The 26394-nt window shown below is 65.4% G+C and carries 14 protein-coding genes, 1 tRNA gene and 1 riboswitch; of the genes, 4 read left to right on the top strand and 11 right to left on the bottom strand.

All coding sequences use genetic code 11. The features are described from left to right. Positions 1–28: 28 nt before the first annotated feature. The 4 genes from M2337_RS03605 to M2337_RS03590 form a co-directional block, all read right to left on the bottom strand. Positions 29–1318, bottom strand: a complete 1290-nt coding sequence (locus M2337_RS03605; protein ID WP_264571725.1) for a YceI family protein — start codon at positions 1316–1318, stop codon at positions 29–31. 298 nt (positions 1319–1616) lie between these two features. Beyond that, on the bottom strand, positions 1617–1928 hold the full coding sequence (locus M2337_RS03600) for a hypothetical protein (RefSeq protein ID WP_264571724.1): 312 nt from the start codon (positions 1926–1928) through the stop codon (positions 1617–1619). 186 nt (positions 1929–2114) lie between these two features. Then, positions 2115–2993 carry a hypothetical protein gene (locus M2337_RS03595; RefSeq protein WP_264571723.1) on the bottom strand — a complete coding sequence of 293 codons (879 nt, stop codon included), beginning with the start codon at positions 2991–2993 and terminating at the stop codon, positions 2115–2117. Between the two features lie 119 nt (positions 2994–3112). Continuing rightward, positions 3113–3188: transfer RNA gene (locus M2337_RS03590), tRNA-Thr, on the bottom strand. 224 nt (positions 3189–3412) lie between these two features. On the opposite strand from M2337_RS03590, the gene M2337_RS03585 reads away from it, so the two are divergent. Continuing rightward, positions 3413–4735 (top strand): hypothetical protein, encoded by a 1323-nt coding sequence (locus M2337_RS03585; protein ID WP_264571722.1) that lies wholly within the window; start codon positions 3413–3415, stop codon positions 4733–4735. A gap of 139 nt (positions 4736–4874) precedes the next feature. Next, entirely contained in the window at positions 4875–9530 is a 4656-nt protein-coding gene (locus M2337_RS03580) for an NAD-glutamate dehydrogenase (protein WP_413716225.1), read from the top strand. 12 nt (positions 9531–9542) lie between these two features. Here M2337_RS03580 and M2337_RS03575 read toward each other — a convergent pair whose 3' ends face one another. The 5 genes from M2337_RS03575 to M2337_RS03555 all read right to left on the bottom strand — a co-directional run bounded on the left by M2337_RS03575 (position 9543) and on the right by M2337_RS03555 (position 15790). Continuing rightward, positions 9543–10244 (bottom strand): peptidylprolyl isomerase, encoded by a 702-nt coding sequence (locus tag M2337_RS03575; protein WP_413716224.1) that lies wholly within the window; start codon positions 10242–10244, stop codon positions 9543–9545. 138 nt (positions 10245–10382) lie between these two features. Then, positions 10383–11972, bottom strand: coding sequence for a bifunctional phosphoribosylaminoimidazolecarboxamide formyltransferase/IMP cyclohydrolase (gene purH / locus M2337_RS03570; protein WP_264571720.1), 1590 nt, complete (start codon positions 11970–11972; stop codon positions 10383–10385). 11 nt (positions 11973–11983) lie between these two features. After that, entirely contained in the window at positions 11984–13741 is a 1758-nt protein-coding gene (locus M2337_RS03565; RefSeq protein WP_181561169.1) for a heparinase II/III family protein, read from the bottom strand. After that, a complete protein-coding gene (rpe, locus tag M2337_RS03560; protein WP_181561168.1) occupies positions 13738–14400 on the bottom strand; it encodes a ribulose-phosphate 3-epimerase in 663 nt (220 codons plus the stop codon). The genes M2337_RS03565 and rpe overlap by 4 nt, the downstream gene beginning before the upstream one ends. 79 nt (positions 14401–14479) lie before the next feature. Next, complete coding sequence (locus tag M2337_RS03555; RefSeq protein ID WP_264571719.1) at positions 14480–15790, bottom strand: RsmB/NOP family class I SAM-dependent RNA methyltransferase; 1311 nt, start codon at positions 15788–15790, stop codon at positions 14480–14482. 107 nt (positions 15791–15897) lie between these two features. Between M2337_RS03555 and M2337_RS03550 the strand changes: the two genes are divergently transcribed. Together M2337_RS03550 and M2337_RS03545 are read left to right on the top strand one after the other, a co-directional pair. Beyond that, positions 15898–16062 (top strand): DUF1674 domain-containing protein, encoded by a 165-nt coding sequence (locus M2337_RS03550; RefSeq protein ID WP_264571718.1) that lies wholly within the window; start codon positions 15898–15900, stop codon positions 16060–16062. Between the two features lie 225 nt (positions 16063–16287). After that, complete coding sequence (locus M2337_RS03545; protein ID WP_181561165.1) at positions 16288–16854, top strand: hypothetical protein; 567 nt, start codon at positions 16288–16290, stop codon at positions 16852–16854. A 23-nt stretch (positions 16855–16877) separates the two neighbouring features. Here M2337_RS03545 and M2337_RS03540 read toward each other — a convergent pair whose 3' ends face one another. Beyond that, positions 16878–23798 carry a filamentous hemagglutinin N-terminal domain-containing protein gene (locus M2337_RS03540; protein ID WP_264571717.1) on the bottom strand — a complete coding sequence of 2307 codons (6921 nt, stop codon included), beginning with the start codon at positions 23796–23798 and terminating at the stop codon, positions 16878–16880. A 51-nt stretch (positions 23799–23849) separates the two neighbouring features. Further along, positions 23850–25505, bottom strand: a complete 1656-nt coding sequence (locus M2337_RS03535; RefSeq protein WP_264571716.1) for a ShlB/FhaC/HecB family hemolysin secretion/activation protein — start codon at positions 25503–25505, stop codon at positions 23850–23852. Between the two features lie 440 nt (positions 25506–25945). Continuing rightward, positions 25946–26025: riboswitch (cyclic di-GMP riboswitch) on the bottom strand. Positions 26026–26394 lie beyond the last annotated feature (369 nt).

Here is a 26394-nt window from a genome sequence, read left to right as displayed (position 1 = left end):
GCGCGACCCGAGCGCGCCCTGCTCCCGCTTACTCCGCCCGTTTTGCCTGAAAATTGAAGCTGATCGTTACGGCATCCGGAATCGTACTGGTGTCGGACCATTCTCCGGTTCCGACGCCGAAGGCCGTGCGGTCGATGCGCGTGGAGCCGCGGGCGCGCGCAACCATTCCGTCGATATCCAGCGTGAAATCGAGCGTCACTGGCTTTTGCTGCCCGTTGAGCGAGAGCGTGCCCGCCGCGCGGTAGCGATTGCCATCGCGATGCGTGATGCGCGATGCCCGGAACGTCGCGCGCGGATGCGCCCCGACGCCGAAGAACTCGTCGCCGCGCAGCATCTCGTCGCGCTGGCTGTCGGCACTGTCGACCGATGCCAGATCGACCGTCACGGCGATGCGCGAAGCGGGCAGATCATCCGGGCTGAACAAAATGTCGGCATCCCAGCGTGCAAAGCCGCCTTCGATGTCGGAGCCGGAATAGGCCGTGCGGAAATTGAGCGTGCCGCCGCGCTGCACCGTCCAGGCGACGGCCTTCTGCGCCTCATCCTTGGCTGGCTGGTCTGCCGCTGCCTGATTGACCGCCACCGCGTCTTCGGCTGCGTTGCTGGCGTTGACAACAGGGTCACCCGCGTTATCCGCGACCGCCACGTTTGAGCCCGCAAGACCGGCTGCCGCTTGCGCCGGGGCCTTGCCGCCGAACGGCAGCACCCAGGCCAGTGCAAAGGCAGTCAGCGCGCCCGCAATCGCGAGAGCCGCCACCACATTGAGCGCGCCCCGTCTGCTCAAGGCACTAGGCACGATGCGGCCAAGAATGTCCTTGCGCAAAAAGTGGTGCCGCAGTGCTCCCGCGACATGCAGGATCACCAGCCCGGCCAGGAGCCAGCCAAGCAGGCTGTGCACGGCTTCCGCCGGGTCGTGCAGGGCAGCGCTCACCGGCAGATGCGGCCATGGAATGACGCGGAACAGCAATGTCGGCACCTTGATCGCCGAGGTCGAGACGATGATCCAGCCCGTGAGCGGTCCGAGGATCATCACCACGTAAAACAGGGCATGGACACCGCCGGCGAGGGCCGCAAGCAACAGGCTGGTATTGAGCGGACGGGGCCGCGGCACCAGCAAACGGATCACCAGACGCGCGACGCTGAGCAGCAGGATGCTGATGCCGATGGTCTTGTGAAGCTGATAGGCCGCGAATTGCGGCAGGCCGGTCAGATCCTCCAGGCGCCATCCCAGCGACACCTGAAAGAGCAGCAAAGCGGCAAGCAACCAGTGCAGAATAATCGCGGCAAGCGAATAGCGCGCAGGCGATTGATGCAGGCTCATGTCCGTCGCGTTCCCCCAACACCCAGTCGAATAGAGTGCCGCCGAACCTGCCAGCCGGACAGGCGCTTAGCAAGCGGGTTGGGGAGCGGCGTAGCACTTCGACGAGGGCGAGCGCTAAAAAGGCAAGGAAGTTGAAGTAGCCGCCAGACCGAGACGACCGCACAAAACCCGCCGTTGGGGAAAAATGGTGCCACAGACGACAAAGATGGGCACTCAAATCGCCGAGAAGTTTCTATTGATCGTGCGTCATAGGGCAGCTTGGAAAGGTCCGTGAGACAACCCACCCTAAAATCGGACGTTAATCCCTCGCGTCGCGGAGCGCTTCCAGTTCGGCCAGCCTCACTGGATCGCCGGCGGCAAGCGTTTCCTCAAGGTAGAAGCTATAGGGTATGTCGAGCACCAATTTGTGGGCCTCGCCGCTATATTCTGAGGCGATCACAGGAAATGCATCGACCAGCTCTCGAAGAAAAGCTTTGTCCAGATCTTGAAGCCTCGCTGCCATATCCTCCATCATGAGGACAGACACATCAAGATCTAACAATTCCTCATCAGTCATATTCAAGAACAGAAAAAAATCTGCGACCATTCTGGCGATTTGTTCAACCATCATGGCTTGACCACCCTTACCTTGATGTTGGTTATCTTCATTTTTTTAAACAGCTTAAGCGCAGCAATACGCTGAGCTTCATTTTGAACTCCCAAGTTCCGATGGAGCGATTATGCGCTAAAGCCTCTGATTGGCGCAATAGCTGAGCGCGGGCGTGCGGGGCATCTACGACCTTGAATTTCCTGTCGATCACATATTCCCCTGCACGCCATCGAACTTGACCGGCCGTCTTGAGCCATCCGGCATCGTCCGCATCAACGTGGGCGCCTGACCGGGGCGAGCGCCCGTCGCGGCATCATTATAGCGCTTCGCCCGTGTTTCGGGACCGAGGTTTTCCTTAACCCAGCCGATCTGCGGCGGCTCATGAGGTGGGCGAGGTACGGTTCCGCGCAGACGGCGTAACGCCGCAACCTTGCCCACCACCGCGCTGGGCGCGACTGCCAATGCGGCATTGCCAACGGCCGATCCGGCTGCTCGGCCGATATCGCGCGCCGAAGCATTCGCGACGGCGTCGGCGGCGCGCGATATTTGAGTATGAGCAGGCGTATCCTCCGCTGCTATCGCCGTATCGATCATGGTGGCGATCCCGCGACCGGCATTTCGAACCGTCGTAACCGGATTTGTCGTCAAGACCGAGCGCACCCCCTCCACCGTCTCTTTCGCCACACCATAAAGACCTTCACCGACACCGCCGACAAACTCGGCGACGGGATTTGGCTGCTCGCGCGGCGAACCAGCAGGCCTCGGCTGCGCCTCGTTTCCCGTGCCCCCGTTCGGCCTTTTGTCGAAACCCTGTGGTTGCTTGGCCGATGACGTCTCTGGTGTCGGTGTCCGCGCGATACGGAGATTGCCGCGACTTACGTTTCCTGGCGTACGAGACGCTGGCCCAGGCCGGCCTCTGCCATGATAATTTCCGGATCCGGCAAAAGTGAACCGGCCATCTTCCGGATCATGCAAAGGATTGAACTTGCACTCTATCGCATCGTTTTTTGGCACCGAAGACACTTTGCCGGTGCGCAACCACGTCGAAAAGGCACGACGCCATTCGTCCTCCGATAACTCGATCATTCGCCCCACCTCCACCTTGAGATGAGAACATTTCAGGAACATTTTCCAGCAAGTCAAGCGGACTGTCGCCAGACCCAGATGCGTGGCGATCAGCTGGGGATATCACCCGTTGGGAAAAATGGTGCCGCTTAGGTGACTCGAACACCTGACCCTCGCATTACGAATGCGATGCTCTACCGGCTGAGCTAAAGCGGCTCCGGCTCGCCGGCAAACCGGCGATCATCATGATGCGTGTCCAGTGCGGCACACGATCATGCAGGCGGGGCGCTTATCAGCGTGTGCCGGGCATGGCAAGCGCCGATCGCGTTTTCGCCTGTGGTATCGCGCGGGCCGGTGGGGATATTTGGTGCCTTTACCCGGCCTTTACCCTTCATGGCGCAGGGTTCGCCCCTTGCACGTGACCACAGGCGAATCCTCGAATGGACGTACATCACAGCCAGGCCGACGCGGTCACCACGCTGGACGAAGCCATGGATGCCCCTCCGCTCGTCCGCTTCGATGAGCGGCGCATGCACATCCGCGCCTATAATTACTGGTCTTCGCTGCTGCGCGACCGGTCGCTGCCGAGCATCGAGGATCTCAATCCCGAGGAACTGCAGGATTTCGGCTCGCACAGCGTGCTGCTGGACTTCACGGCGGGCGTCGAGGATCCGACCATTGCCTTCATCGGCCCCGCTCTGGCCGCGCAGTGTGATATCGACACCTCCGTGCGCCGGGCCAGCCAGGTGCCGGCGCGCACATTGCTCTCCCGCCTGACCGACCATTATCTGCAGATCGTAGCCAACGCCGCGCCGATCGGGTTCGAGGCGGAGTTCACCAACCAGCGCGGCGTCGAGGTCATGTATCGCGGCATCATGATGCCGTTCTCGACCCGCGATGACGCGATCGACTTCGTCTATGGCGTGATCAACTGGAAGGAGGTCGCGACGGATGCGTTGACCGAAAGCATCATCGCACAGGCCGAAGCCGCCGCACCGGCGCGTGTGAGGACGACCGACGCCACCGCCATCTGGGCCGACGGCCCCTCCGCGCAGACGATCGCGGCTGCGTCCGTGACCGATTTCGCCGAAGACGTGCCGACCGACGATGCGCTGGACCTGACCAGCGAGACGATCACCCTGCCAGACCACGACACGGCGCTGGCCGACATGCTGGCCCTGGCGCGCGATGCCGCCATGGCCGCCCATGCCCAGGAGGGGCGGACACGCCACGCGCTCTACCGCGCGGTCGGGCTCGCGCATGCGCTGGCGCAGGTCGCCGCCGCCCGGCCGGAGGATTATGCCGCGCTGCTCGCCGACTCCGGCATAGCCGTGCAGCCCCGCAGCCCGCTGACGGCGCTGGTGAAGCTGGTCTTCGGCACGCACTATGACAAGACGCGCCTGGCCGAGTTCGTCTGCGCCATCCAGTTTGCGCTCGACGCGCGGATGCAGCCGGGCGCCCTGATCGCGCATCTTCATGCCACGGTGGGCGGCCTCAAGGGCGTGGTGGCGCAGGTCCGCGCGGCGCGCCGCAATGAAGCTCCCAAAGAGCCGCACAAGGCCATCATGCGCTCCCGCCGGGTGCTGAAGCAGGCCCCTGCCCTCCCCGCCGATCAATTGGCCATGGACGGCGAAGGGCTGGCCGTGGTGATCATGCGGCGAGAGGCCGACGGCTCACTTGCCATGGTCGCAGCGCTCGATGGCGCCGACCAGCTTGCCGAACGGGTTCTGGCGAAGGCAGCCAAGGCCCTTCCGGCATCCTGAGCAGGCGCGGAGCATAAGCAGGCCGAGCAATGGTCCGGTTGCGGACCCTGCCGGCGGGGTTTAACCACACAGGCCCGACACTGCTTCCACAGATGTGCGTTAGGCAGACAAGGGCCGGCACAAGTGGAAGAGGATGTCCATGACCATCAAGACCAATCGCGACGACGCGCTGACAGCAGCCATCGCGGAGGCACTGGCCAAGGGCGTGCTCGAAAGCGAGCAACAATCGCCCCAACCGGACCAATGGGACGAGGCGGCGCGCTTCGTGCTGGAAGCCGCCGCAATGCGCAAGGATGGCGAGAGCGCCATCCTCATCGACAGCCTGACCGATGAGCGCAGTGCAGGCGCCGCGAGCCGGCGGCAGCGCATCGCCATCATCAACGCCGACATGCCCTTTCTTGTCGACAGCATCGGCAATTGCCTGAGCCAGGCCGATCTGGTGATCCACGTGCTCGCCCACCCGATTCTCCCGGTGCGGCGTAACGAGGACGGCGGGTTGCTGGCCATTGGCGATGAGGACGGCGCCGTCCGCGAATCGCTGATTTATATCGAGACCGACCGCATAGACGCGCGCGGTCGGCGGGAGCTTTGCCGGGCGCTGGAGGAAACCCTGTGCCACGTCCGCGCGGCGGTGAGCGACTGGCGGGCGATGATCGACGCGCTCAATGGCGATGCCAATCGCCTGGGCGCCGGCGAAGGCGGCGACTTTCTGCGCTGGCTGCTCAAGGGCAATCTCACCCAATTGGGGCACGAGCTTTGGACGCCGAATGCCCAGCCAAGCCGGCGCAAGGGCATTTGCCGGGCTGCCGAAAGCCCCGTGCTTTCGGACCAGTCCGCCGCTGCCGCCCTGGCCTGGTTCGAGTCTGGCCATGCCGGGCCGCTGATCCTCAAATCCAACATGATGGCGAAGGTCCATCGCCATGTGCTGATCGACCTGTTCCTCGTGCCGGTGCGGGAAGAGGGCAAGATCACCGCCATTTCCATCCATGCCGGTCTGTGGACGAGCGCGGCGCTCGCCACCGCCCCAGAGGATGTGCCCATCCTGCGCGACACGCTTTCGGGATTGATGGCGCGGTTCGGCTACAATCCCTCCGGTCATGCCGGCAAATCGCTGGTCCACGCCCTCACTGCCCTGCCGCACGACCTGATGCTGGCGTTCAGCGCGCAGGACCGGGACCGCATCACGCTCACCGCCATGTCGCTGGCCGACCGGCCCCGCCCCAAGCTGGAGCTGGTGAGCGATGTGCTGGGGCGGCATCTCTTCGCCTTCGTCTGGATGATGCGCGACGACCTCTCGACCAGCCGTCGCGAAGGTATCTCCGCGCTGATCGCCTCGGCGGCGCACGCCAGCCTGCTCGGCTGGTCCATCGCGCTGGAAGAGAGCGGTCTGGCGCTGGTGCGCTTCACCTTCGACCTGCGTGATGAAGGACAGGTGCCCGATGCCGAGGCGCTGGACCTGCAGATCGCGCAACTGCTGCGCGGCTGGACGCCAGCCGTGGAACAGGGCCTCATCGAACTGGGCGAAAGTTCACGCGCCGCCGTGCTCGCCCAGCGCTACGCGCCGACCTTCCCGATGTCCTACCGGGAAAGCGCCGGGCCGGACGAAGCCGCCCGGGACGTGCTGGCGCTGCACCAACTCACCGGCCCCGATGATCGCAGCGTGCGCTTCTACCGCATCGCGCAGGATGGCGACCACCAGCTGCGGGTGAAGATCTATTCGCTTGAACCGCTCGTTCTGTCCGAAGCGGTGCCGGCGTTCGAGAATTTCGGCTTCCGGGTGCTGGAGGAGCGCAGCACCAGCGCGGGGACGGAGGGGTCGCTCGGTCATATCCAGCGCTTCACCCTGGAGCGGCAGGATGGCGGCCCGGCGGCCGAGGTGCTCGACCGCGCGGCAATTGTCAGCGAGGCGCTCGATGCCGTGCTGGAGGGCCGGGCGGAGAATGATCGCTTTGCCGAACTCATCGTTACCGCGCAGCTGGGGCCGCGCGACATCGTCTTCCTGCGCGCCATCTTCCGCTATCTGCGCCAGACCGGCCTTGCCTACGGCCTTTTGACCGTCGTCGAAACGCTGCGGCGCGAGGCGCATATCGCCCGCCAGATCGTGGACCTGTTCTTTGCGCTGCACGATCCTGAGCGCGGCAAGGATGCTGACGACGCCGCGACGATCAATGCCGCCATCGACACCGCACTCGAAGGCGTCAAAGGCCTCGATGAAGACCGCATCCTGCGGCTCTACCGTGCGGTGGTCAACGCCACGCTGCGGACCAATGCATTCACCCCGGCCGCGCAGGAGGCGCTGGCTTTCAAGCTGGACAGCGCGCTGGTGCCCGGCCTACCCAAGCCGCTGCCCTGGCGCGAGATCTGGGTCTATTCGCCGCGCGTAGAGGGCATCCACCTGCGCACCGGGCGCATCGCCCGCGGCGGGCTGCGCTGGTCCGACCGGCGCGATGACTTCCGCACCGAGATATTGGGGCTGATGAAAGCCCAGCGGGTCAAGAATGCGGTCATCGTGCCGACCGGCGCCAAAGGCGGCTTCTACCCCAAGATGCTGCCCAACCCGGCGAGCGACCGCGATGCGTGGCTGGCCGAAGGCACCGAGAGCTACCGCGTGTTCATCCGGGCCCTGCTCTCCGTCACTGATAATATCGTCAAGAACAAGACCGTGCACCCAAAGGGCATGGTCATCCGCGACGGCGCTGACCCCTATTTCGTAGTCGCGGCCGACAAGGGCACGGCGAGTTTCTCGGACGTCGCCAATGCCATCGCCATCGATCATCATTTCTGGCTGGGCGATGCGTTCGCCAGCGGCGGCTCCAACGGCTATGATCACAAGGCGATGGGCATCACCGCGCGCGGGGCGTGGATCAGCGTGCAGCGCCATTTCGCGGAAATGGGCGTCGATGTGCAGAAGGACCCGGTGCGGGTGATCGGCGTGGGCGACATGTCCGGCGACGTGTTCGGCAACGGCATGCTGCTCAGCAAGAACATCCGCCTGGTCGCGGCGTTCGATCATCGCCATATCTTCATCGATCCCGACCCCGATGCATCCGCCAGCTGGAAGGAGCGCCAGCGCCTGTTCAAGCTCCCCCGCTCAAGCTGGGCGGATTACAAGGAAAGCCTGATCAGCGAAGGCGGCGGCGTGTTCGCCCGCAGCGAAAAGAGCATCCCGCTCAGCCCGCAGATGCAGGCGCTGGTCGGCACCGACCAGACGGCCATGGAGCCGGCGGCGCTGATCTCGGCGCTGCTGCGCGCGGAGACCGATCTGCTCTGGTTCGGCGGCATCGGCACCTACATCAAGGCCGCCAACCAGAACAACGCCGAGGTCGGCGACACCGCGAACGACCGCCTGCGGGTGGATGGCGAGGACGTGCGCGCCAAGGTAATCGGTGAGGGTGCCAATCTGGGCGTCACCCAGGCCGGGCGCATCGCCTATGCGCTCAAGGGCGGGCGGATCAATACCGACTTCATCGACAATAGCGCGGGCGTCGATTGCTCGGATAATGAGGTGAACATCAAGATCGCGCTCAACAAGGAGGTCGCCGAAGGGCGGCTTGCGCAGGAGGCGCGCAACGATCTGCTGCGGGCCATGACCGATGAGGTCGCCGCCATCGTTCTGGAAGACAACCGCCTGCAGGCGCTCGGCCTCTCCATTGCGGAGCAGGGGGGGAGCGCGGACCTCGCCTCCTATGTCCACCTGATCCACACGCTGGAGGATGGCGGGCATCTCGACCGCAAGGTGGAGGGTCTTGCCCCGGATGAGGAGCTGATGCGCCGCGCCAGCGAAGGGTTGGGATTGACACGGCCCGAGCTGGCCGTGCTGTTCTCGACCGCGAAGCTGACGCTGCAGGACGCCATCGAGAAAAGCGACCTCGCCCGCGATCCCGCGCTGGAAAGCGACCTGATCGGTGCCTTCCCGCCCCTGATGCAGCAGCGCGAGGGGGATGCGATTGCCGCCCACCAGCTGCGCGACGAGATCATCGCGACCAAGATCGCCAACCGCATCGTCAATCGCCTCGGCGTGATTCTGCCCTTTGCCCTCACCGAGGAAGCCAGTTGCTCGCTCGATGAAATCGCCCATGCTTTCGTGATCGCCGAGCGCCTGTTCGGCGTGCGGCAGCTTTGGGACGATATCGATAGCGCCGATCTCTCCGAGCAGGCGCGGCTCGCCCTCTACCGCAGCGTCGCCAACGCGATGGCAGGCCATATCGGCGATGCGCACCGCTCCTTGCCGACCGGCATCGCGCCGCACAAAGCCATGGCGATGCTCGATGGCGCCATCGACACGCTCAAGACCAAGGTCGACAGTCTGCTACAGCCCGAGCCGCTCAAGGCCGCCGAAGCCATGAGAGCCATGCTCACCAGCCTCGGCGTGCCGGAAGCACTGGCCGAACGGACCGTGATGCTGGTGAAGATGGATGGCGCCATCGGCCTTGCCCTGCTGGCGCGGAAGGGCTCGCAGGACGCGCTGAGCGTTGCCGCCGCCTTCACGCGGCTGGGCAGCCTGCTCGGCATCGACTGGCTTCAGGCCCTCGCCGCCCAGATGACGCCGAGCGACCCGTGGGAACGCTTGCTGGTTGCCGGCAGCGCGCGGGAATTGCAGCAGATGCGGCTCGGCTTCCTGGCCCGCGCCGGCGCGAAGACGAGCGAGGAGCATCTCGATCGCTGGCTCGCGGAGAACAAGGTGGCGGTGGAGAAGTTCACGGACTTCATCGCCCGCGCCCGGCAGGCCGCCGCGCCTTCCGCCGCCATGGTCGCGGAACTGACCGGACAGGCCCGGACGCTGCTCAGCCGCTAGCGCCTCCCCCTTTTAACGGACGGCGCCGCGTGGGCTCACCAGCCAGGGCTTCACGACGCCGCTTGGCTTGGCCGTGCCATCGAGCCGCACGGCGCGCTTGATCGTGACGCGGTCCTTGATCATCTGGCCGAACATCACGCCGCGCCCGCAGCAGGTGTCGCGCGCCATGATGCGCTTCACCACATCCATGCCCGCGACCACCTGACCGAAGGCGGCATAGCCCGCATAGCCCGGCCTTGCATCGAGCGTGGGATTGGCGCCGACCTGAATGGAGAAGTTGCCGGTGCCCGAATTCGGCTCCTTGTGACGCGCCATGGAAATGGTGCCATCCAGATGCTTGAGGCCGGTCTGGTCGGTCGGCTCCAGCTCCACGGTGGGGAAGTAGACCCGCCGCGCCTCGGTATCGATCCCGCCCTGGACGAAGCCCGACTTGGGATCGTTCTTGCGGCGGAAGGCGCGGTAGAAGCTGGTCCCGTCCAGCCGGCCATCATCCACATAGATCATGAAATTGGCGACTGTCTTGGGCGCGCGGCGGGCGTTCAAAGCGAGCACGATGTTGCCCATGTCCGTCTCCAATCGCACACGCACGAAGCCCGGCGTCGGCTTGGTCGCGCTTTGCGCAAGTGCCGGGCCGGGCAGCGCGACCAGCAGCAGGGAGAAGAGAGCGAGGAAGATGAGGTTGAGGCGCAGGACGGGGACAGGCTGAAGAAACAAGAGCATCGATCCGGGCAGTGGCAGGGCGGGCGAAGCCGCACCATGTCACATCGCGGCGCCCGGCATCAACCCGCCGGCGCGCAGAACCGGGCGGACCGAGGCCCGCTCCGGCTGCATGCCTACGTCTGCCGGCACAGCTTAGTGGCGGAAGTGACGCATCCCGGTGAAGACCATCGCCAGACCCGCCTCGTCCGCCGCCGCGATCACCGCGTCGTCGCCCAGCGACCCGCCGGGCTGGATCACCGCGCGTGCGCCAGCCTCGGCCGCTGCGAGCAGGCCATCGGGGAAGGGGAAGAAGGCATCGGACGCCACGGCGCTGCCGACAGTGCGCGGCTCGCTCCAGCCCGCAGCCTCGGCCGCCTCGCGCGCGCGGATCGCCGCGATGCGGGAAGAATCCCGCCGGTTCATCTGCCCGGCACCGATGCCCGCGGTCACGCCATCCTTGGCATAGACGATGGCATTGGAGCGGACATGCTTGGCGACGGTCCAGGCGAACAGACAGTCGGTCAGTTCCTGATCGGTCGGCGCCCGCTTGGTCACCACCTTGAGGTCATTGCGGCTGATGCGGCCATTGTCGCGCGTCTGCACCAGCATGCCGCCGGCGATGGACTTCATCGTCATGCCCGCGCGTGCCGGATCGGGCAGCGGACCGGTGAGGATGAGTCGCAAATTCTTCTTCTTCGCGAACACGGCGCGCGCCGCATCATCCGCATCCGGTGCGCAGACGACTTCGGTGAAGATCTCGGTGATCGCTTCTGCGGTCGGCCCGTCGAGCGGCCGGTTGACTGCAATGATGCCGCCAAAGGCCGAGACGGTGTCGCATTGGAAGGCGGCGCGATAGGCGTCGATCAGCGTCTCGCCGGTGGCGACGCCGCAGGGATTGGCGTGCTTGATGATGACCACCGTGGGCGGCCCGTCGCGGAACTCGCTGACCAGCTCCATCGCCGCATCGGCATCGGCCAGATTATTGTAGCTCAGCTCCTTGCCCTGCACCTGCCGGTGATCGGCAAGGCCGCCCTCGGGCGCGAAGGCCGGCAGATACAGCGCGGCCTGCTGGTGCGGGTTTTCACCATAACGCAGCGACTGGCCGAGACGCAGCGGCACCGCCATGCGGGGCGCGAACGGCTCGCCCTGATCCACCGTGGCGAACCAGCTGGCAATCATGGCATCATATTCCGCCGTCGCGGCATAGGCCTTGGCGGCGCAGAGGCGCCGGAAATCATAACTGGTCGCGCCGCCCTTCTCGTCCATCTCCTCGATCAGGCGCGCATAATCGGCCGGATCGGTGAGGATCGTCACGCTGGCGTGGTTCTTGGCCGCAGAACGGACCATCGAAGGGCCGCCAATATCGATATTCTCGATCACCTCGTCGCGGTCAGCGCCCTTGGCGACGGTGGCGGCGAAGGGATAGAGATTGACCACGACGAGATCGATCGCGCCGATCTCATGCGCTTCCATGGCCGCAACATGCTCGGCATTGTCGCGCACCGCGAGCAGGCCGCCATGGACCTTGGGGTGCAGCGTCTTGACGCGCCCGTCCATCATCTCGGGAAAACCGGTGAGGTCCGAAATATCCTGCACCTCAAGCCCCGCCTCGCGCAGCGCCTTGGCCGTGCCGCCGGTGGAAACCAGTTCCACGCCATGGCGCGCCAGCGCGGCGCCCAGCTCAAATAGCCCGGTCTTGTCGGACACCGAAAGGAGTGCCCGCCGGATCGTCACATCCTGCATCTGTCTTGTCCTTATCCCGATTTCTTGAGCAGCCAGCCGATGCTTGTTCCGCCCGGCCCCGTGGTGGCGCTCACCACGAGTTGCTGCGTGGGGTGGGGCCTGCCTTCGCCGTCCACCCAGAGGCTTTCTTCCACTGCGAGTTCCCCGGCGCCGACCCGGAACTGCCACAAGGCACCGCTCGGCAAGCGCAAGAGGGCGCCCTGCCGATCGGCGGTCAACGTCGGCTCGATATCCGGGCCGAGATGGAAGCGGATGGCGAGCGGGCAGCTGACCGGCTTGCGGCGGCGGCTGCCGGGCAGCAGCACGTCCTCGCCGCGCAGCTCCCGCCCTTCATGCGTGAGAACCAGCGTGCGCCGATGCAAATGGCCAAGGCGCCGCGCATAGCCATCATGCGCAATCTCGAGCCGGCTGCCCTGCTCATGCTCCTGCCGATCCAGCTCCACTTCGCTCACGCCCTTACCGAGCGCGCCATCGGGAAGAATCGCGGTGGAATTGGTATCGTCCAGCACCAGCGTGGAATGCGCCGCCGTTGTGCGCAGACCCTGGGTCAGATCAGCCGGGAGAGACGCGCCCGCCAATGCCGCGCCGCCGCAATTGACGATGAGCCGCACCGGCCCATCCGAGACTTCCAGCGCCGTGGTCGAGGCGCAGCCATTGGAGGCCAGCCGGGCCACCGGCGGCGGGGCCGCATCGACCTGAACGACAGTCGTGCCGCCGCTCAGCCGCTGATAGCCCCAGTCGCGTGCCTGCCGCAGCGGCCGGGCGCGGATGCCGGAGGCCGCGACGATAGCGGTGATTCGTGCGGGATCGAGCGGCGCCCCGCCTTGCCAGCTTCCGGGCGCGCCATCGCCATGCAATATGCCGAGCAAGGCCGCGACGATGCGCTCCATCGTTTCAGCCAGCCAGGCCGGCAGGTCGGCACGGCGCACGTCGTAGACGGCGCGCAGCATCGCCAGCAGCGTGATCGCCTCGACCTGCTCCAGCGGCGAGCGGGAAATGATGCCGCCATCGCTCGAAAAGCCCGTCTCCAGCGCCCGCCGCAGCCCGGCCTCGCCAAATATCCTTCGCGGATCGCCACCGGGCAGCAACAGGCCAGCCGCAACGATGCCGGTCCAGGCGATCACGCGCGGCAGGCCCAGCGGCGCCTTGTCGGCACCGCGATCGAGATGACGCGCCGTGCGCGCGATGCTGTTGAGCACCAGGCTGCGGTAGACGAGATCGTTGCTGGAGAGGATCAGCGGCGAATAGGCCGTCCAATACAGGATGCGCCAGCCGGCATTATCGGCACGCCAGGCAGGGTCCGTCGGCTTTTCGGCATGGGCGGTCAGCCAGGCCCGCATCTGCGCCTCGGCGACGGGCACCGCATTGTCCCGCGTGGTGGCGGCCGCCAGATCGCGCATCCAGCGGAAGCTGTGGAGATAATCCACGAACTCCGCCGGCTGCTCGATGCGGCGCCAGTCCAGCGTGGCCACGGGCTGCTTGAGGCCGCGAAACAGGAAATAGCCCGCCCGCAGCGCCTTGCCCGCCCGCGCGTCGCCCGGAATGCCGTCATCCGGCACGGCGAGCAGCTTGAGCGGATATTTGCCCTTGAGCCGCATATTGTGGAATGGCGTCGCCCAGCTCAGGCGATAGAAATGATTGGCGAGTCGCTCGGTCAGCGACACACCGCGATCATCCGAGACGCGAATCAGCCGCTTGCCCCGCTCAATACCGTCTTCCACCGGCGGTTCCGGGGGCGGCGTAGGCGTGGGGAGCGGCCGGGCGCTCATCCGCCCCTCAGCATCCGGATGTTGTCGGCATAGGATGCTGGTCCGCCCCGGAAGGTCGCGGTGCCCGCCACCAGCACATCGGCCCCCGCCGCAATGACGCGCGGCGCGGTAACGGCATCCACGCCGCCGTCGACTTCCAGCGCGATGTCCTTGCCGGTCTTGTCGATGGCCTTGCGCACAGCCTCAATCTTGCGAAGCTGGCTGTCGATGAAGCTCTGGCCGCCAAAGCCGGGGTTCACGCTCATGATGAGGACCAGATCGAGATCCTCGAGCAGATAGTCCAGCATCTTGGCCGGCGTGCCGGGATTGAGCGAAACGCCCGCCTTCTTGCCCAGCGCCTTGATCCGCTGAACCGTGCGGTGAATGTGCGGCCCGGCCTCGGGATGCACGGTCAGGATATCCGCGCCGGCCTCCGCAAACGCATCCAGGAAGCTGTCCACCGGCGAGATCATCAGGTGCACGTCGAGCGGCTTTTGAGTGTGCGGCCGCAGCGCCTTCACGACCATCGGGCCGATGGTGATGTTGGGCACGAAATGCCCGTCCATCACGTCGACATGGATCCAGTCGGCACCCGCCTCGTCGACCGCGCGGACCTCCTCGCCCAGGCGCGCGAAGTCAGCGGAGAGGATCGACGGGGAAATACGCACGGATGGCATCATGAATTTCGCTTAACCCTGCGATTTGGACAGTGCAACTGCCACAGGCCGAAAGTTGTGGATGGATTGCGCCGCGCGTGCCCTAAACCGAGTCAGAGCGGGACAGGCTGGCGATGAAGAATCCATCGAGCCCGCCCGCCGGCATCAACGCGCCGGGGAGAAGACGCAGCACATGCCCGTCCGCCACGAGCCCCTCGGGCAGCAAGGCCGTGTCGATCGGCCGTGGCAGCATCTCGGGATGGTTCGCGCGCAGGGTGTCCATCTGCGCCTCGCCTTCCTCGGGCTCCAGCGAACAGGTGGCGTAGACCAGCACGCCGCCGGGCTCCAGCCAACTCGACACGCGCGCAACAAGCGCCGCCTGGATTTCGGCCATCTCGGCAATCTGTCGCGGGCCAACGCGGTGCAGCACGTCCGGGTGGCGCCGGAAAATGCCGGTCGCGCTACAGGGCGCATCGAGCAGGATCGCGTCCACCGGCGCGTCCGGCGCCCAATTTGTGAGGTCGGCGCGCAGCACAGCTGCCTCAAGCCCGGTGCGCGCAAGATTGGCCTGCATCCGCTCCAGCCGGCGCTGGGACTGGTCGACGGCGGTGACGCGCCAGCCCGCAGCCGCAAGCTGCATGGTCTTGCCGCCTGGCGCCGCGCACAGATCGAGCACGGAACGGCCTTCCCCCGCCCCGAGCAACCGGGCCGGCAGCGAGGCGGCGAGGTCCTGCACCCACCACTGCCCCTCGGCATAGCCGGGCAGGGCTGTCACCTCGCTCTCCGCAGCCAGACGGACGTGGCCGGGCATGAGTGACACGCCGCCAAGCCGCTCCGTCCATTCGTCAGTCGTTCCGGCATCGCGCAATGTGAGATCGAGCGGGGGGCGGTGCGCGATGAGCTGCCGCGCCGCGGCGACGACCTCTTCGCCCCACGCCTCGCCCCAGCGCGCCTCAACTTCGTCCGGCAGGCGAGGCGCCTCGGGGAGGGCCAGCTGGCGCCGGAACAAGGTGCCAAGAACGCCATGAACGAGCTTGCGCGGCCCGCCATCGACCAGGGGCAGGGACGTCGCAATCACGGCATGAGGTGGTGTTTCGAGGATCAGCGCCTGCGCCAGTGCCAGCCGCAGCACCATGCGCGCCTTCGCGTCCACGGGCAGCGGACGGGCGGTTGCGCTGTCGATCAGCGCATCAAGTTCCGTCATGTAACGCAGCACCCCGGCCGCGATGCCATGCGCCAAGGCGCGGTCTGGCGGATGGCTGATGTTGCGGGCCGCGGCCCCCAGCGCCTGTTCGAGCGGCTGCCCCCGCCGGATCACCGCATCGAGCAGGCTGAGCGCCGCTCGCCGGGCAGGGAGACCGGCAGGTTGGGCATTTTGAGGGACGTGCTGCGATTTGGCGGTTGGGCGGGACATGGCTTGGCCCTATAACAGCTAAAGTCGATACGTGGCCGGGAAATGCCGCCTATGGCATCATCAGGTCACGGACCGCGTGCCACGGCACGAAAACGGAGCATTAAAGCGTGGGAAAACGCCCCGATCATCTCAAGCCGCCGAGCTACCTTTCGAAAAGCCCGCCGGTGCCCCAGCCGGAGGAAGCCCGGGCGCAGCCGCGCCCTTCTGACGAAGGACTGGACCCGACGCGCTTCGGCGATTGGGAGCGCAAGGGCATCGCCGTTGATTTCTGAGCGCCGCCCCCTGCACGCAACGTTGCATTTTTTTGGCGTTCGCCTTGGTTCAACGCAATTTTCGGATGCACTATCGGCCGCTATCAGTCATATAGTACACTTAACACTCCGCAAAGAGAGTGGGACGAAGAGTCGGTTCGCTGGTCTTGGGCGAGATGCCATTGTGTCTGCTGTGATGATCCCACCATCATGCCGATGCGCGCTGTTGCCTGACGGATGAGCAACGTGTCCGATTCCCACCGAACTTCTGCTTCGCCCGGCAACAATGCCGGTGTCGAGCAAGGAACGCCGGTCGGTTCTCCCACGCCGACCGGCGAACCACTTTCAGAAGACCAGCCCGATCTTTTCCCCGGCGCACGACCTGCGACTGCGCCTGCCGATGGCGATGCCGCGCTGCTGCAGGCGGTCGGTCGCCTGATTCTCGCCTGGGGCCAACTTGAGCGGACGACCGCCGACAAGGTTTCGACCATGCGCGAGTCGTTCGGCGATGTGCGCTCCGTGGGTGGCCGAACCCGCCCCACGCTGCAAAAGCTGCTCGCCGAACTGCGCGCGCTGGTCGCCATGCGCGACCGGCACGATCAGGATGCGCTGGCGGTAATCGCCACCATCGATGGCAGCCTCCAGCGCACCGCCCAGTTCCGCCAGCTGATCATCGACGGCGCACAGGGCGCATCCGGCAAGATCCTGAACTGCCGGGATATCAAGAACTGCCCGCTGGAAATCGGCCTGCGGGAAGTCGAGCGGGAAGCCGCCTCGCTCGACCGGATCTGCGCGCAGATCGCGGAAATCTAGGCGAGCGGGGGCGAGGCTGATCCTTAGCGCGCGCTGGCCAGTTCCAGCTCCCGCTCCACCTCCTGCTGGCCCTCGTCGATCTGGATGATGATCGCCCTGTAGCCCTGCCGCAGCAGCTCGCCCAGCCGCTGGACCGTGTTGACGACGATCGGAGGCCGCGCCGGCCCAACCGCAGCGCTGGCGGGCGCGATTACGCCCAGCGTGAGATTGGCGGGCAGGATGATCTCGCCGGTGCCGGTCACCTGGCCACCGACGGGCGTGATGAACGTGTCCGTGATAATCTGGTTCGGGTTGATCTTGCCGCCAGCCACCACGGGCTGATCGTTGACCACGAACGACCCGTCGCCATTGCTGCTGATCTCCTTGAACACACCCTCGATGGTGCCGCCGGGCGCATCGACGACGAGCGCGCCGCCGTTGACCTGCACGTTGAGCGGCGTGTTCGACTGCAGCGAGATCGTGCCGCCCGAGCTGATGGTGCTGGTCACCGCACCGGGCGCCGCCACCGACACGGCGCCACCGGCGTTGATCGCGCTGGAAATGCTGCCCGTGCCCGAGGTGACCGAGGCGCTGCCCGCCGTGACGATCTGCGAGCTGATCGACCCGGCACTGGCCAGCACGGTGACCGGCCCGGTCGCCTTGATCGATCCGCTGACATTGCCGGACCCCGCCGAGACGCTCACCCCCCCGCCGGCATTGACCGTGCTCGATATGCCCGACTGCGAGGCGATGGACGCCGAGCCCCCGGAGGTGACGGACGAGCTGACCGGCCCCGTCGCACTCAGCGCCACCGGCCCGGCCGCCTGGATGGACCCACCTACGCTGCCGCTCGAGGTGAGCGAGACGCTGCTTTGCGAACTGACGTCGCGCGAGACATTGCTGGTATAGGCAAGCTGCACCGGGCCGCCCGCTATGATCGAGCCCGTGCCCGAACCGCCCGCGCTCACCGCCACGGAGCCGCCCGCCACGATGGGGCCGCTTTCGCTGCCAGTCACCGACGCGCTGACATTGCCGAGCGTATCCAGCGTGTTCGCGCTGAACAGCTGGTTGCCACTCAATTGCGAGGTGAAGTCGCCCGCCAGCTTGACGGTTGCGGCGGAGAAGTTCCCGCCCGTGACGGACAGACTGCCCAGCCTTATGCTTTCGCTGCCGAGATTGCCGAGACTGACGTCACCGTCCCCTGTGGCACCCGCAAGACCGGTGCCGGTGAGGAACGCCACGCTTTGCGCGGCATTGGCGGTGCCGATCAGATTGTGGCTGATCGCGATCGACCCGCCCGGACGCGCATCGAACTGGGTGAGCGCCTGTGTCAGGCGCAGCGCTGATCCGCTCGCCGTTCCGCTGAACGCCAGCCCGCTCGCCGTGTAGCTGCTGCCGTTCAGCACGACCTGATTGCCGGTCACGCGCGTTGCGCCAAGCCGGGTGATCTGGCCGATATTGCCCAGAGCGGCCGTGCTCGCATTCAGCGTAAACGTCTGGCCACCGCCTGCACTGCCGTTGATGCCGAGGAAACTGGCCACCGTCAGCGCGTCGACCGTGGTGGCGCCGGCCAGCGTCGTGGCGCCGTTCACGGAGAAGTTGGTTGCGCTGTACGTGCTGGCCAGCGTCGTCGCGCCGGTGTAGCTCTGCGCTCCCGTCGTGACAGCGCCCGAGGTCATGATCTGACCCCCGGTCGCCGTGATGCTGCTGACGTTCACCGACCCCAGCTCGATCGGGCCTTCCCCGGCGTCCACGGCCAGCGTCTGGGGTCCGCTGACGACACCCAGACGGACAGCTCCGCCGTTCGTCACCAACGTGGTTGCGCCACCAAGCGTGGTCGCGCCATCCACGCGGAAGGCGCCTCCGCCTGTGCTGAACGTGCCGGAGAGGCTGGTCGCGCCGGTGTAGGTCTGGGTGGCGGTCGTTGCGATGTTGGAGGCCGAGAGCATCGTGCCCGTGGCGTCCAGACGACCGATTGCCGCGCTTCCGATGGCGACAGTGTTGCCGCTCAGGCTCAGCCCATGGTTTCCGTCGACCGAGGCAAGGCTGATCGTGCCCGCCGGCGCTCCAATCACCATATCCCCGGAGAGGGTGAGGAGACCGGCGGCGGTGAAGCCGCCCTGCCCCACCGTCACCGAGCCCCTGATGCTGCTGCCGGCCGCGCCGCCGCCAAGTGTCATCCCGTCCAAAGTCGCGCCCTCGAAGATGAGCGCGCGCAAGCCGGACAGGCTGGCCGCTTCGCTATAGCGGCCGGCGCCGACGAAGATCGCATCACCCATGCTGGAGCCGTCGAGCGCCGACTGGAGCGAGAGCATCGCCGTCCCCCCAGCATCGAGCTGCCCCTCGCCGACGTAATAGGTGCCGCTGCTCGCCGTGCCAGACCAGCCCTGAACAAGGCTCGCGTTTGCCGCTGCAAGGTTGACGGCATAGTCGAAGGCGTCCTGCCGGCTCTTCTGGAAGAAGGTGAACTGCGCGCCGTCCTGCCGGTGCTCGGCATTCCGGACGATATAGTCGTAGCCCAGAATATTGATCACACCGGGCGCCGTCATCGTGGAAGAATTCTGCAGGTAGAGGCCGTTCGATTCACCGAAGCTGTTGCTCGCCTCGATCGTGATATTGGTGAGTTGCTGGGTACTGCCACCACCGTCGATGTTGTTGGCCTGATAGAGCGCCAGCCCACCCCAGGCATTGCCGGCCGTCTGGCTGTTGCGCACAACGACATTGGCGCTGTCGGTGATCGAAATGCCGTTGCCGGCCACGACGCCGCTGACCGAAACTCCATCGATGGTCGCGCCGACGACGGCGTTCAGGTCGAGACCGGTTTTGTGCGATCCGCTGATCGCCACATCAGTAATCGCAAAGCCGGTGTTGCGGGAGTCGGCATCGCCGCGCTTTTCAACCTTGATCCCATAGGTGGAGCTGGTGTTCGCTTGTGAGCCGAGCAACGCGAAGCCGCTCAATGCAACATCGTCGGCATTCACCCTTATGCCGTAATGGCCGTGCCCGCTGGCATCGATCACGGTCAGCCCGGAGCCCTGGCCAACCACATCGATATCCTTTGTGATAAACAGCGTGTCGGTGAGACTGTGGGTGCCCGCCGACAGGTTCAGCCTATCGCCATCTTGGCCCAGCGCCAGGGCGCGCCGCACGGCATCCGGGCCGGATGCGGTGGTGACGAAGAGCTGACCGGCCACCACATGGGCGAGACCCGCGCCGGAATTGTCCACGCCATGGGTAATCCGATCTTCGACAGCGAAGAGCTGGTCAAGCGTCAATGCGCTCGCCAGCACACCGTTGAAGCTGACTCCGGTCAGATCGAGATCATTCGCGCTGCGCCACACAATATGCTGCACGGTGGCGTCACCCGCGACGAAATTGTTGCCGCTGCCGAAGCTGAGTGTCCCCGCGCCGGCGACATTGGTCGGCAGGTAGAAATCATAGCGATTGTTGATGAAGCTGTTGCCGGTGATGGTCGTCGCCGTCGGCAAGCCAAAGCCGGGCTCGACAGCCAGAACCTGATTGTTGTTGGTGAAAATGTTGTCGGTAAGGTTCAGCGCCTCCACGCCGCGCATCATCAGCACGGCGCCGTAGGTGGCTTCGCCGCTGGGCGTCCAACTGCTCACGCCGACATCGCTGACGCTGTTGCCGACGAAATTGACGGTTCCGGCGCGGAACGCCTTGAAGATCGCGCCGAACGAGAGGTCCGAATCGCCGCCATTGCGCACGATATTCTGAGCGATCGTCACATCCGGATAATCGAAGTCGCCGCTCTGCTGCCGGAAGGCGATGTGCCCTGCCGTGTGGTCGAGCAGATTGCCGCTGAACACGACACTACCAATCTGTGCGCCGTCATTGGCGCCGCCGGCGCCGCTGCGCGTATCGAATGCTGCCCAACCACGGATATTGAGGAATTCCGACCCGGTAATCGCGATATCGCCACCAATCTGCCCGCCGATGAAACCGTGGCGACCAGCGACATTTTCGCCGTCGATCCGCACGCCGCTCAGGGTCAGTCCGGTGATCGTCCCGCTGTTGCTGATCACGGCGGAGCCGGCCGAGCCCCGCACCGCAAAGTTCCGCAGGGTCAGTCCGCTCGGGCTGCCACTGATCGTCATCCCGCCGGTGATGATCGTCTCATCCATGCCCGCGCCACTCAGGGTCAGCGCCTTGGTGACGGCCGCGGTCTCTTCATAGGTGCCGGCGGCGACATTCACCGTCGCGCCGGACCGCGCATCGCCGATCGCGGTGTTGATCGACAGGCCTTCGGCCACGGTGAAGATGTTGGTCAGGCCGCCCGGGCCGTATCCCTCGATCGAACTGGCCGCAGCATTGCCCACGTCCCGCGCGAAACTGAGCGCATCCGCAAGGTCGGTGCGATAGAAAATGAACTGCCGGTCTAGATCATCGCTGCGATGATCGCTGTTGCGCACCGCATAATCGAAGCCGGTGAGGTTGAGCTGGCCGAACTGCTGCGTGGTCGATTCAAGCTGGCTGAACAGACCCAGCTGTTCTTCGAAGCTGTTGAGAGCAGCATCGATGGTGATGTTCGTCGTCTGCCCATTATAGCCGCTGCTCTTGTTGCTCTGATACAGCGCGACGCCGCCCCAATCATTGCCAAAGGTATGCACGCCCTTCAGCACCACATTGGCACTATCGGTGATCTGCACACCGGCCCCTTCCGTGAGAATTGCGTCGTCGGCGACGCTGCGGCCATCGGCGGTGAAGTTGGTGATGCGAGCACCGACCACGCCATTGAGGTCCAGTTCGGCTCGCCGCGAGCCGCGCACCGTCACATTGCTGATCGCAAAGTCATGGACCCGCTCGCTCGTTCCGCCCGGCGTGCTGACATGCCCTGCCGGATTGGGCTGGACCTTGATGCCGTAATTACCGCCGGCGAGCGTGCTGCCATATAGCGTGAAATTCGACAGAGACACATTATCGGCAAGGACCGAGATCGTCCCCAGCCCGTTGCCGCTGACCGCGCGCCCATCGAGGATCACGCCGCTCTCAGACTGGCCGGTCAGGGTCAGTGTCTTGCGGATGACGAGTTGCGAACTGCCAAGATCGTAGGTGCCGTCCCGCACCTCCACCGTGCCCCCGGACACGACGGCGTTCACGCCAGCCTGCACCGACGACAGGGGCGTCGCCGCCGATCCCTGAGCGCCTCCCGAACCGTTTGTTGCGACCGTGACATGCGTCCGGTTCGAGGCGGTATAGGCCTGGTTGAACACGGACATGCCGCCATTGGCACCGCTCAGCGCTAGCAGTCGCGCCTGCTCCTCCACAAAGATATTGGCGCCGAGCAGACCGTTTCCGGACGTGGTCGTGGTGCCGTTCCACACCCCGTTCAGATGCAGGTTCATGCCCCACTCGTTGCCGAAAGCACCCGCGCTGTTGCCGCTGATCACGAACCCGGGGGCGGAACCATCGACATATTGGAGGGAAATGCCGCTCTTCGTGTTGTCGATCAGGTTGCCGGTGATCCGCAGATCGGTGACATTGCGTCCATCGACGAGAATACCGTTGCGCACGCCAATGATGCTGTTGCCGGCGATCGTTGCGTTGTCTGCGCCAATGAGCAGCGCGATGCCACGCGTAACCGAGCCTCCCCAATCAAAACCCGATGCGGTCGCGCCTTCGGGCAGCGTACCGATGAACCGCATGCCGGTAATCGTCACATCATCGGCATTGACGGTCAGGCCGTTGATCTGCCCGCCCGTCAGCGGAAGCCGGATGGTCGCGAGACCGCCACCATTGATGGTCACATTGTCGCGCGAAATGGTCGCGCCGGCGGCGTAGATGCCCTCACCCAGGTTCAGCAGCGTGCCACCGGCGACGGTGCCGATCACGCCGAGCGCATCCCCGATCACATCGCCATTGCCGCTCACATCGGCACCGCCGATGTTGAGGGACATTTCCAGCGCCCCGTTGCCTACATTGATCTGCCCGGCACCGCCGACGCGGGCGCCCTCCACGAGCAAATCGCCAGACACGGACAGGGCCGAGGTGACGTCGATCACACCGGCCGCTCTGGCGCCGACCAGACCGTCCGCACCGGCATCGATGGTTCCGCTCATCGCAAGATCGCCACTTTGGGCGAACAGCACGACCGTTCCGTCGGGTTCGGAGGTCATGCCGGACGCCGTGAGCGTGCCGCTATTGACCACCTGATCGATCAGGGCTCCGGCTGTCCGGGCGGTGAGCAGGATCTGGCCGCCCCGCGCGGCAATCGTGCCGCTGTTCTCGACCAGCGCATTGTCTGCGCCAAGGCCGATCTCCAGAAAGCCCGTGCCGTCCAGATCCAGTGTGGCGCTGCTGCCCGAGGCGAGCACGACGCGGCCAAGCCGGGCCGAGATCACGCCCTGATTGCGCACGGTCGGCGCGAAGAACGCGGCAAGGCCCTGATCGGCAATGCTGATATTGGCGCCAGCGCTGACCACGATCTCGGCCGTCGAGCCTTGCATGCCGGTGAAGGCCAGCGGACCGCCGTTCATGAAATCGGCATCCACCACATTGGCGCTGCTGGCGATCAGGCCGCCGACATTCACGTCGGCCGTGCCGGCAAACATCACGCCATTGCTGTTGATGACCGCCACGATGCCGTTGGCATTGAGAGACCCGGCGATCTGCGACGGCGCATCGCCTCCAACGACACGGTTGAGCGCGACGGCGCTGGCGCCCGGCTGCGAAAAGGTGACCTGCGCATTCGAGCCGATGTCGAAGCTGTTCCATTCGATCAGCGCGCGGTCGCTGGTCTGCGTGATGGCCAGACTGGAGGAAACGGGCGCACCGATGGTGGCGCTGCCGCCGACCACCACGCCGCCGGTCGGCAGGGCATTGGCGTCCTGCGCGAGAGAGGGGCGTACGCTGGCCAGCGCGAGAATGGCTGCCGAGAGCAGCAGCGCGGTCCGGCGGCCGCGAAGGGGTGAGAGGGCGGGCTGTGCTGCGAGAGTGGACGTGCTCATATCAGGTCTCCACGAAATCGGAACGATCGGCGCGACGAGGATCGCGCCGGCTCAGTAAGCGGCGCTCAGGGACACGAAGATGCGGCCATCCCGGTCGCCCTCTGCGCTCACGGCGCGGCGGACGGGCTTGGCGTATTCCATCGAGAGGCTGAAACGGTCGGCAATGCCGGCCCGCAGGCCGACGCCATAGGATCGCAATCCGGCGCGCGGGCGCTCGCCCGGCAGCAGATCGTTCTGCCAGACACGGCCGCCTTCATAATAGACATAGGGTTCGACCGTCCCCATGCCGCGCGCGGCGATGGTGTAGAAAAGCTCCACCTTGCCGGCGATGCCCTTGTCCCCGGTGATCTCGGAGGGATCATAGGCGCGGCCATATTGGGCGCCACCCAAGCCGAACTCCTCAGAGGCCAGCAGGCTTTCGGCCGACCACTGACCCGTGGCGCCGAGCAGAAGATGCAGGCCGCGATAGAGGGGCTGCACCCGCGTGACTTCGCCATTGAGACGGGTGAACATCGCCGATGCGGTACCCCGTGATTTCGCGGGGTCGCCCAGCCTTGTCGCATCGAAAACGTCGAGCCCCTGCGTCACGGAGGCGCGCAGCGTCGTCTGGCCGCCCAGCCGGTCGGCATGATTGCCCAGCAATTCGGCGGTGACGGTCCGAATGCGGTCATCGAAAACCGGATCGATCAGGCGATTGCGGGAACTGCTCTCCCGCGATTGCCAGGAGAACCGCCCGAGAACGTTGGTCTGCCGGCTGCGCACCAAGGGGTATTGGAGAGCAAGGCCCCAGCTGAAGCTCTTGCCCTTCACGGCCAGCACTCGCAGCTCGTCGCCCGGCTTGGTGCGCGCAACGCTGGCAAAGCCGCTCATCCGCAGCCCGGAACCGCCGAGCGGCTGATCATAGGCACCAGACACGAAGGCCAGTTCACCGCTTTCGTCGGGCGCGGCCACCGCGGTGAGGGCGAGGCGTCCGCCCAGCTGCGCTAGATCGTTGAAGACCAGCCCTCCGAAGAGTTGCACTGGCCCGAGCCAACGCGATCCGCGATTATCCACCGCGACGAAGGCCTCGATCGGTTGCCGGGCGACGAGGAGAGAGAGGTCGGCGGCCCCTTCGTCGCTCGACGGGGTCAGAACGGCCCGCACGCTGGCGCCTTTGAGGTCGCGTGCGAGCAGCAGCGCACGTGCGAGATCATCGCCCGAGGTCGGCCGCTTGGCCCGCACCGGCGCGAAATAGCCTTCGAGGAGCGGGCGATAGCCGCCGGGATCGCCCTCGACGCGCACGTCACCGATGAAGCCCTCGACAATGTTGATCGTCGCAACGCCGTTTTCGATACGCTGCGGCGCGACCACCGCGCGGGACAGCACGAAACCCCGGCGCCGATATTCCGTCGTCACCGCTTCCGCGAGCCGGAAAAGGTCGGCCAAGGTGATGTCGCGGTTGAGATAGGGTTGGGCCAGAGCGTTCAGAACGTCGAGCGGCACCGCGGTCGCTCCCTCGAACCGGATGAGGGAGAGGCGGAGCGGCGCCGTGCTCTCCGGCGCAGCCTCCGATGTGGGCGCCTGCGGGAGTTCCACCGGCGAGACCGAGGGCATGGCCGGCTGCCCGCGCAGACGCTCGTCGACCCTTCCGGGATCGACAGTCTGCTGCGCATGCGCGGATGTGCCCGCCAGCGCGATGGCGGCCAGCAATAAGCTACGAGTCGTCATAGTCATTCCGATCCCCTTGTTCCCCATCGGAAAGTGATTGAGCGCCACGATGCAGCCCCCTGCATCGCGGTGTGCGAGCGCCGTCAGGCGGCTCTGAAATCTTTAACGAGAGCGGTTGTCGCGCGGCGGTCGGTAACCGTGACAGGCTGGCGGCCAAGTCCCTGACCGGCTGAAGCCCGACCCGCCTCTTGCTCTTGCTGCAAAGCCCGTGATCGCAGGGCGCCGCAGGGCCGCCTCACCGTGCCGGCCCGCTCATTCTGCGGTGACAAGAATGTGAGAGACGCCAAGCCTCGCCATCGCGCGCGCCACATTTGGCGCGCGAAAACGCGCCTGTTTTCAAGATATTCAAAGGAAAACCCGCATATCTCCGCTACGGAGCATGGCGGCTTTCGAAGGCTCCTGGGGGAGCCCGGAAGATCACGCGGTATCATGTTCGACCTTTCGGCAACCCCGCTATCCTGAAGGCTCAGGACCGGAGGCTTTGCGTCCCGCCGTTACCGACGGTTTGCCCTTTCGAGATCAAGGCGATCTCATCGGTCTGTTAATGGGCATAGTTAATCGAGCCCGTCAAGGTTAATGAGAGCCGATTGCAAAGATGAAGGATTAATAGAAATTTCACGCTGACCCACGTTCGCGTGAAAATTTCGTGATTCCGGAATAATCCGGGCAGTCGCCAAGATAAGGAGCGGAATTTGTCTTATCGCATCGCGGCATCGCTAATCGCGCGTCGCAATTGCTCTGCGGTATTGCGCTGAAGACTATAGTTAAACTCTATTTAACTGACGCGGACCCTGGGATTTTGACATGCTCACTGTGATCGGCGGCGCGGTCGCTCCCCTGGCGGCCAACTGCTTACGCCGCAGGCGCGGACAGACCCACGCGCAGAAGC

This window comes from Sphingobium sp. B2D3A (assembly GCF_025961795.1).
In the GTDB taxonomy this organism is placed as follows: Bacteria; Pseudomonadota; Alphaproteobacteria; order Sphingomonadales; family Sphingomonadaceae; genus Sphingobium.
This window is presented reverse-complemented; position numbering and strand designations above follow the sequence as displayed.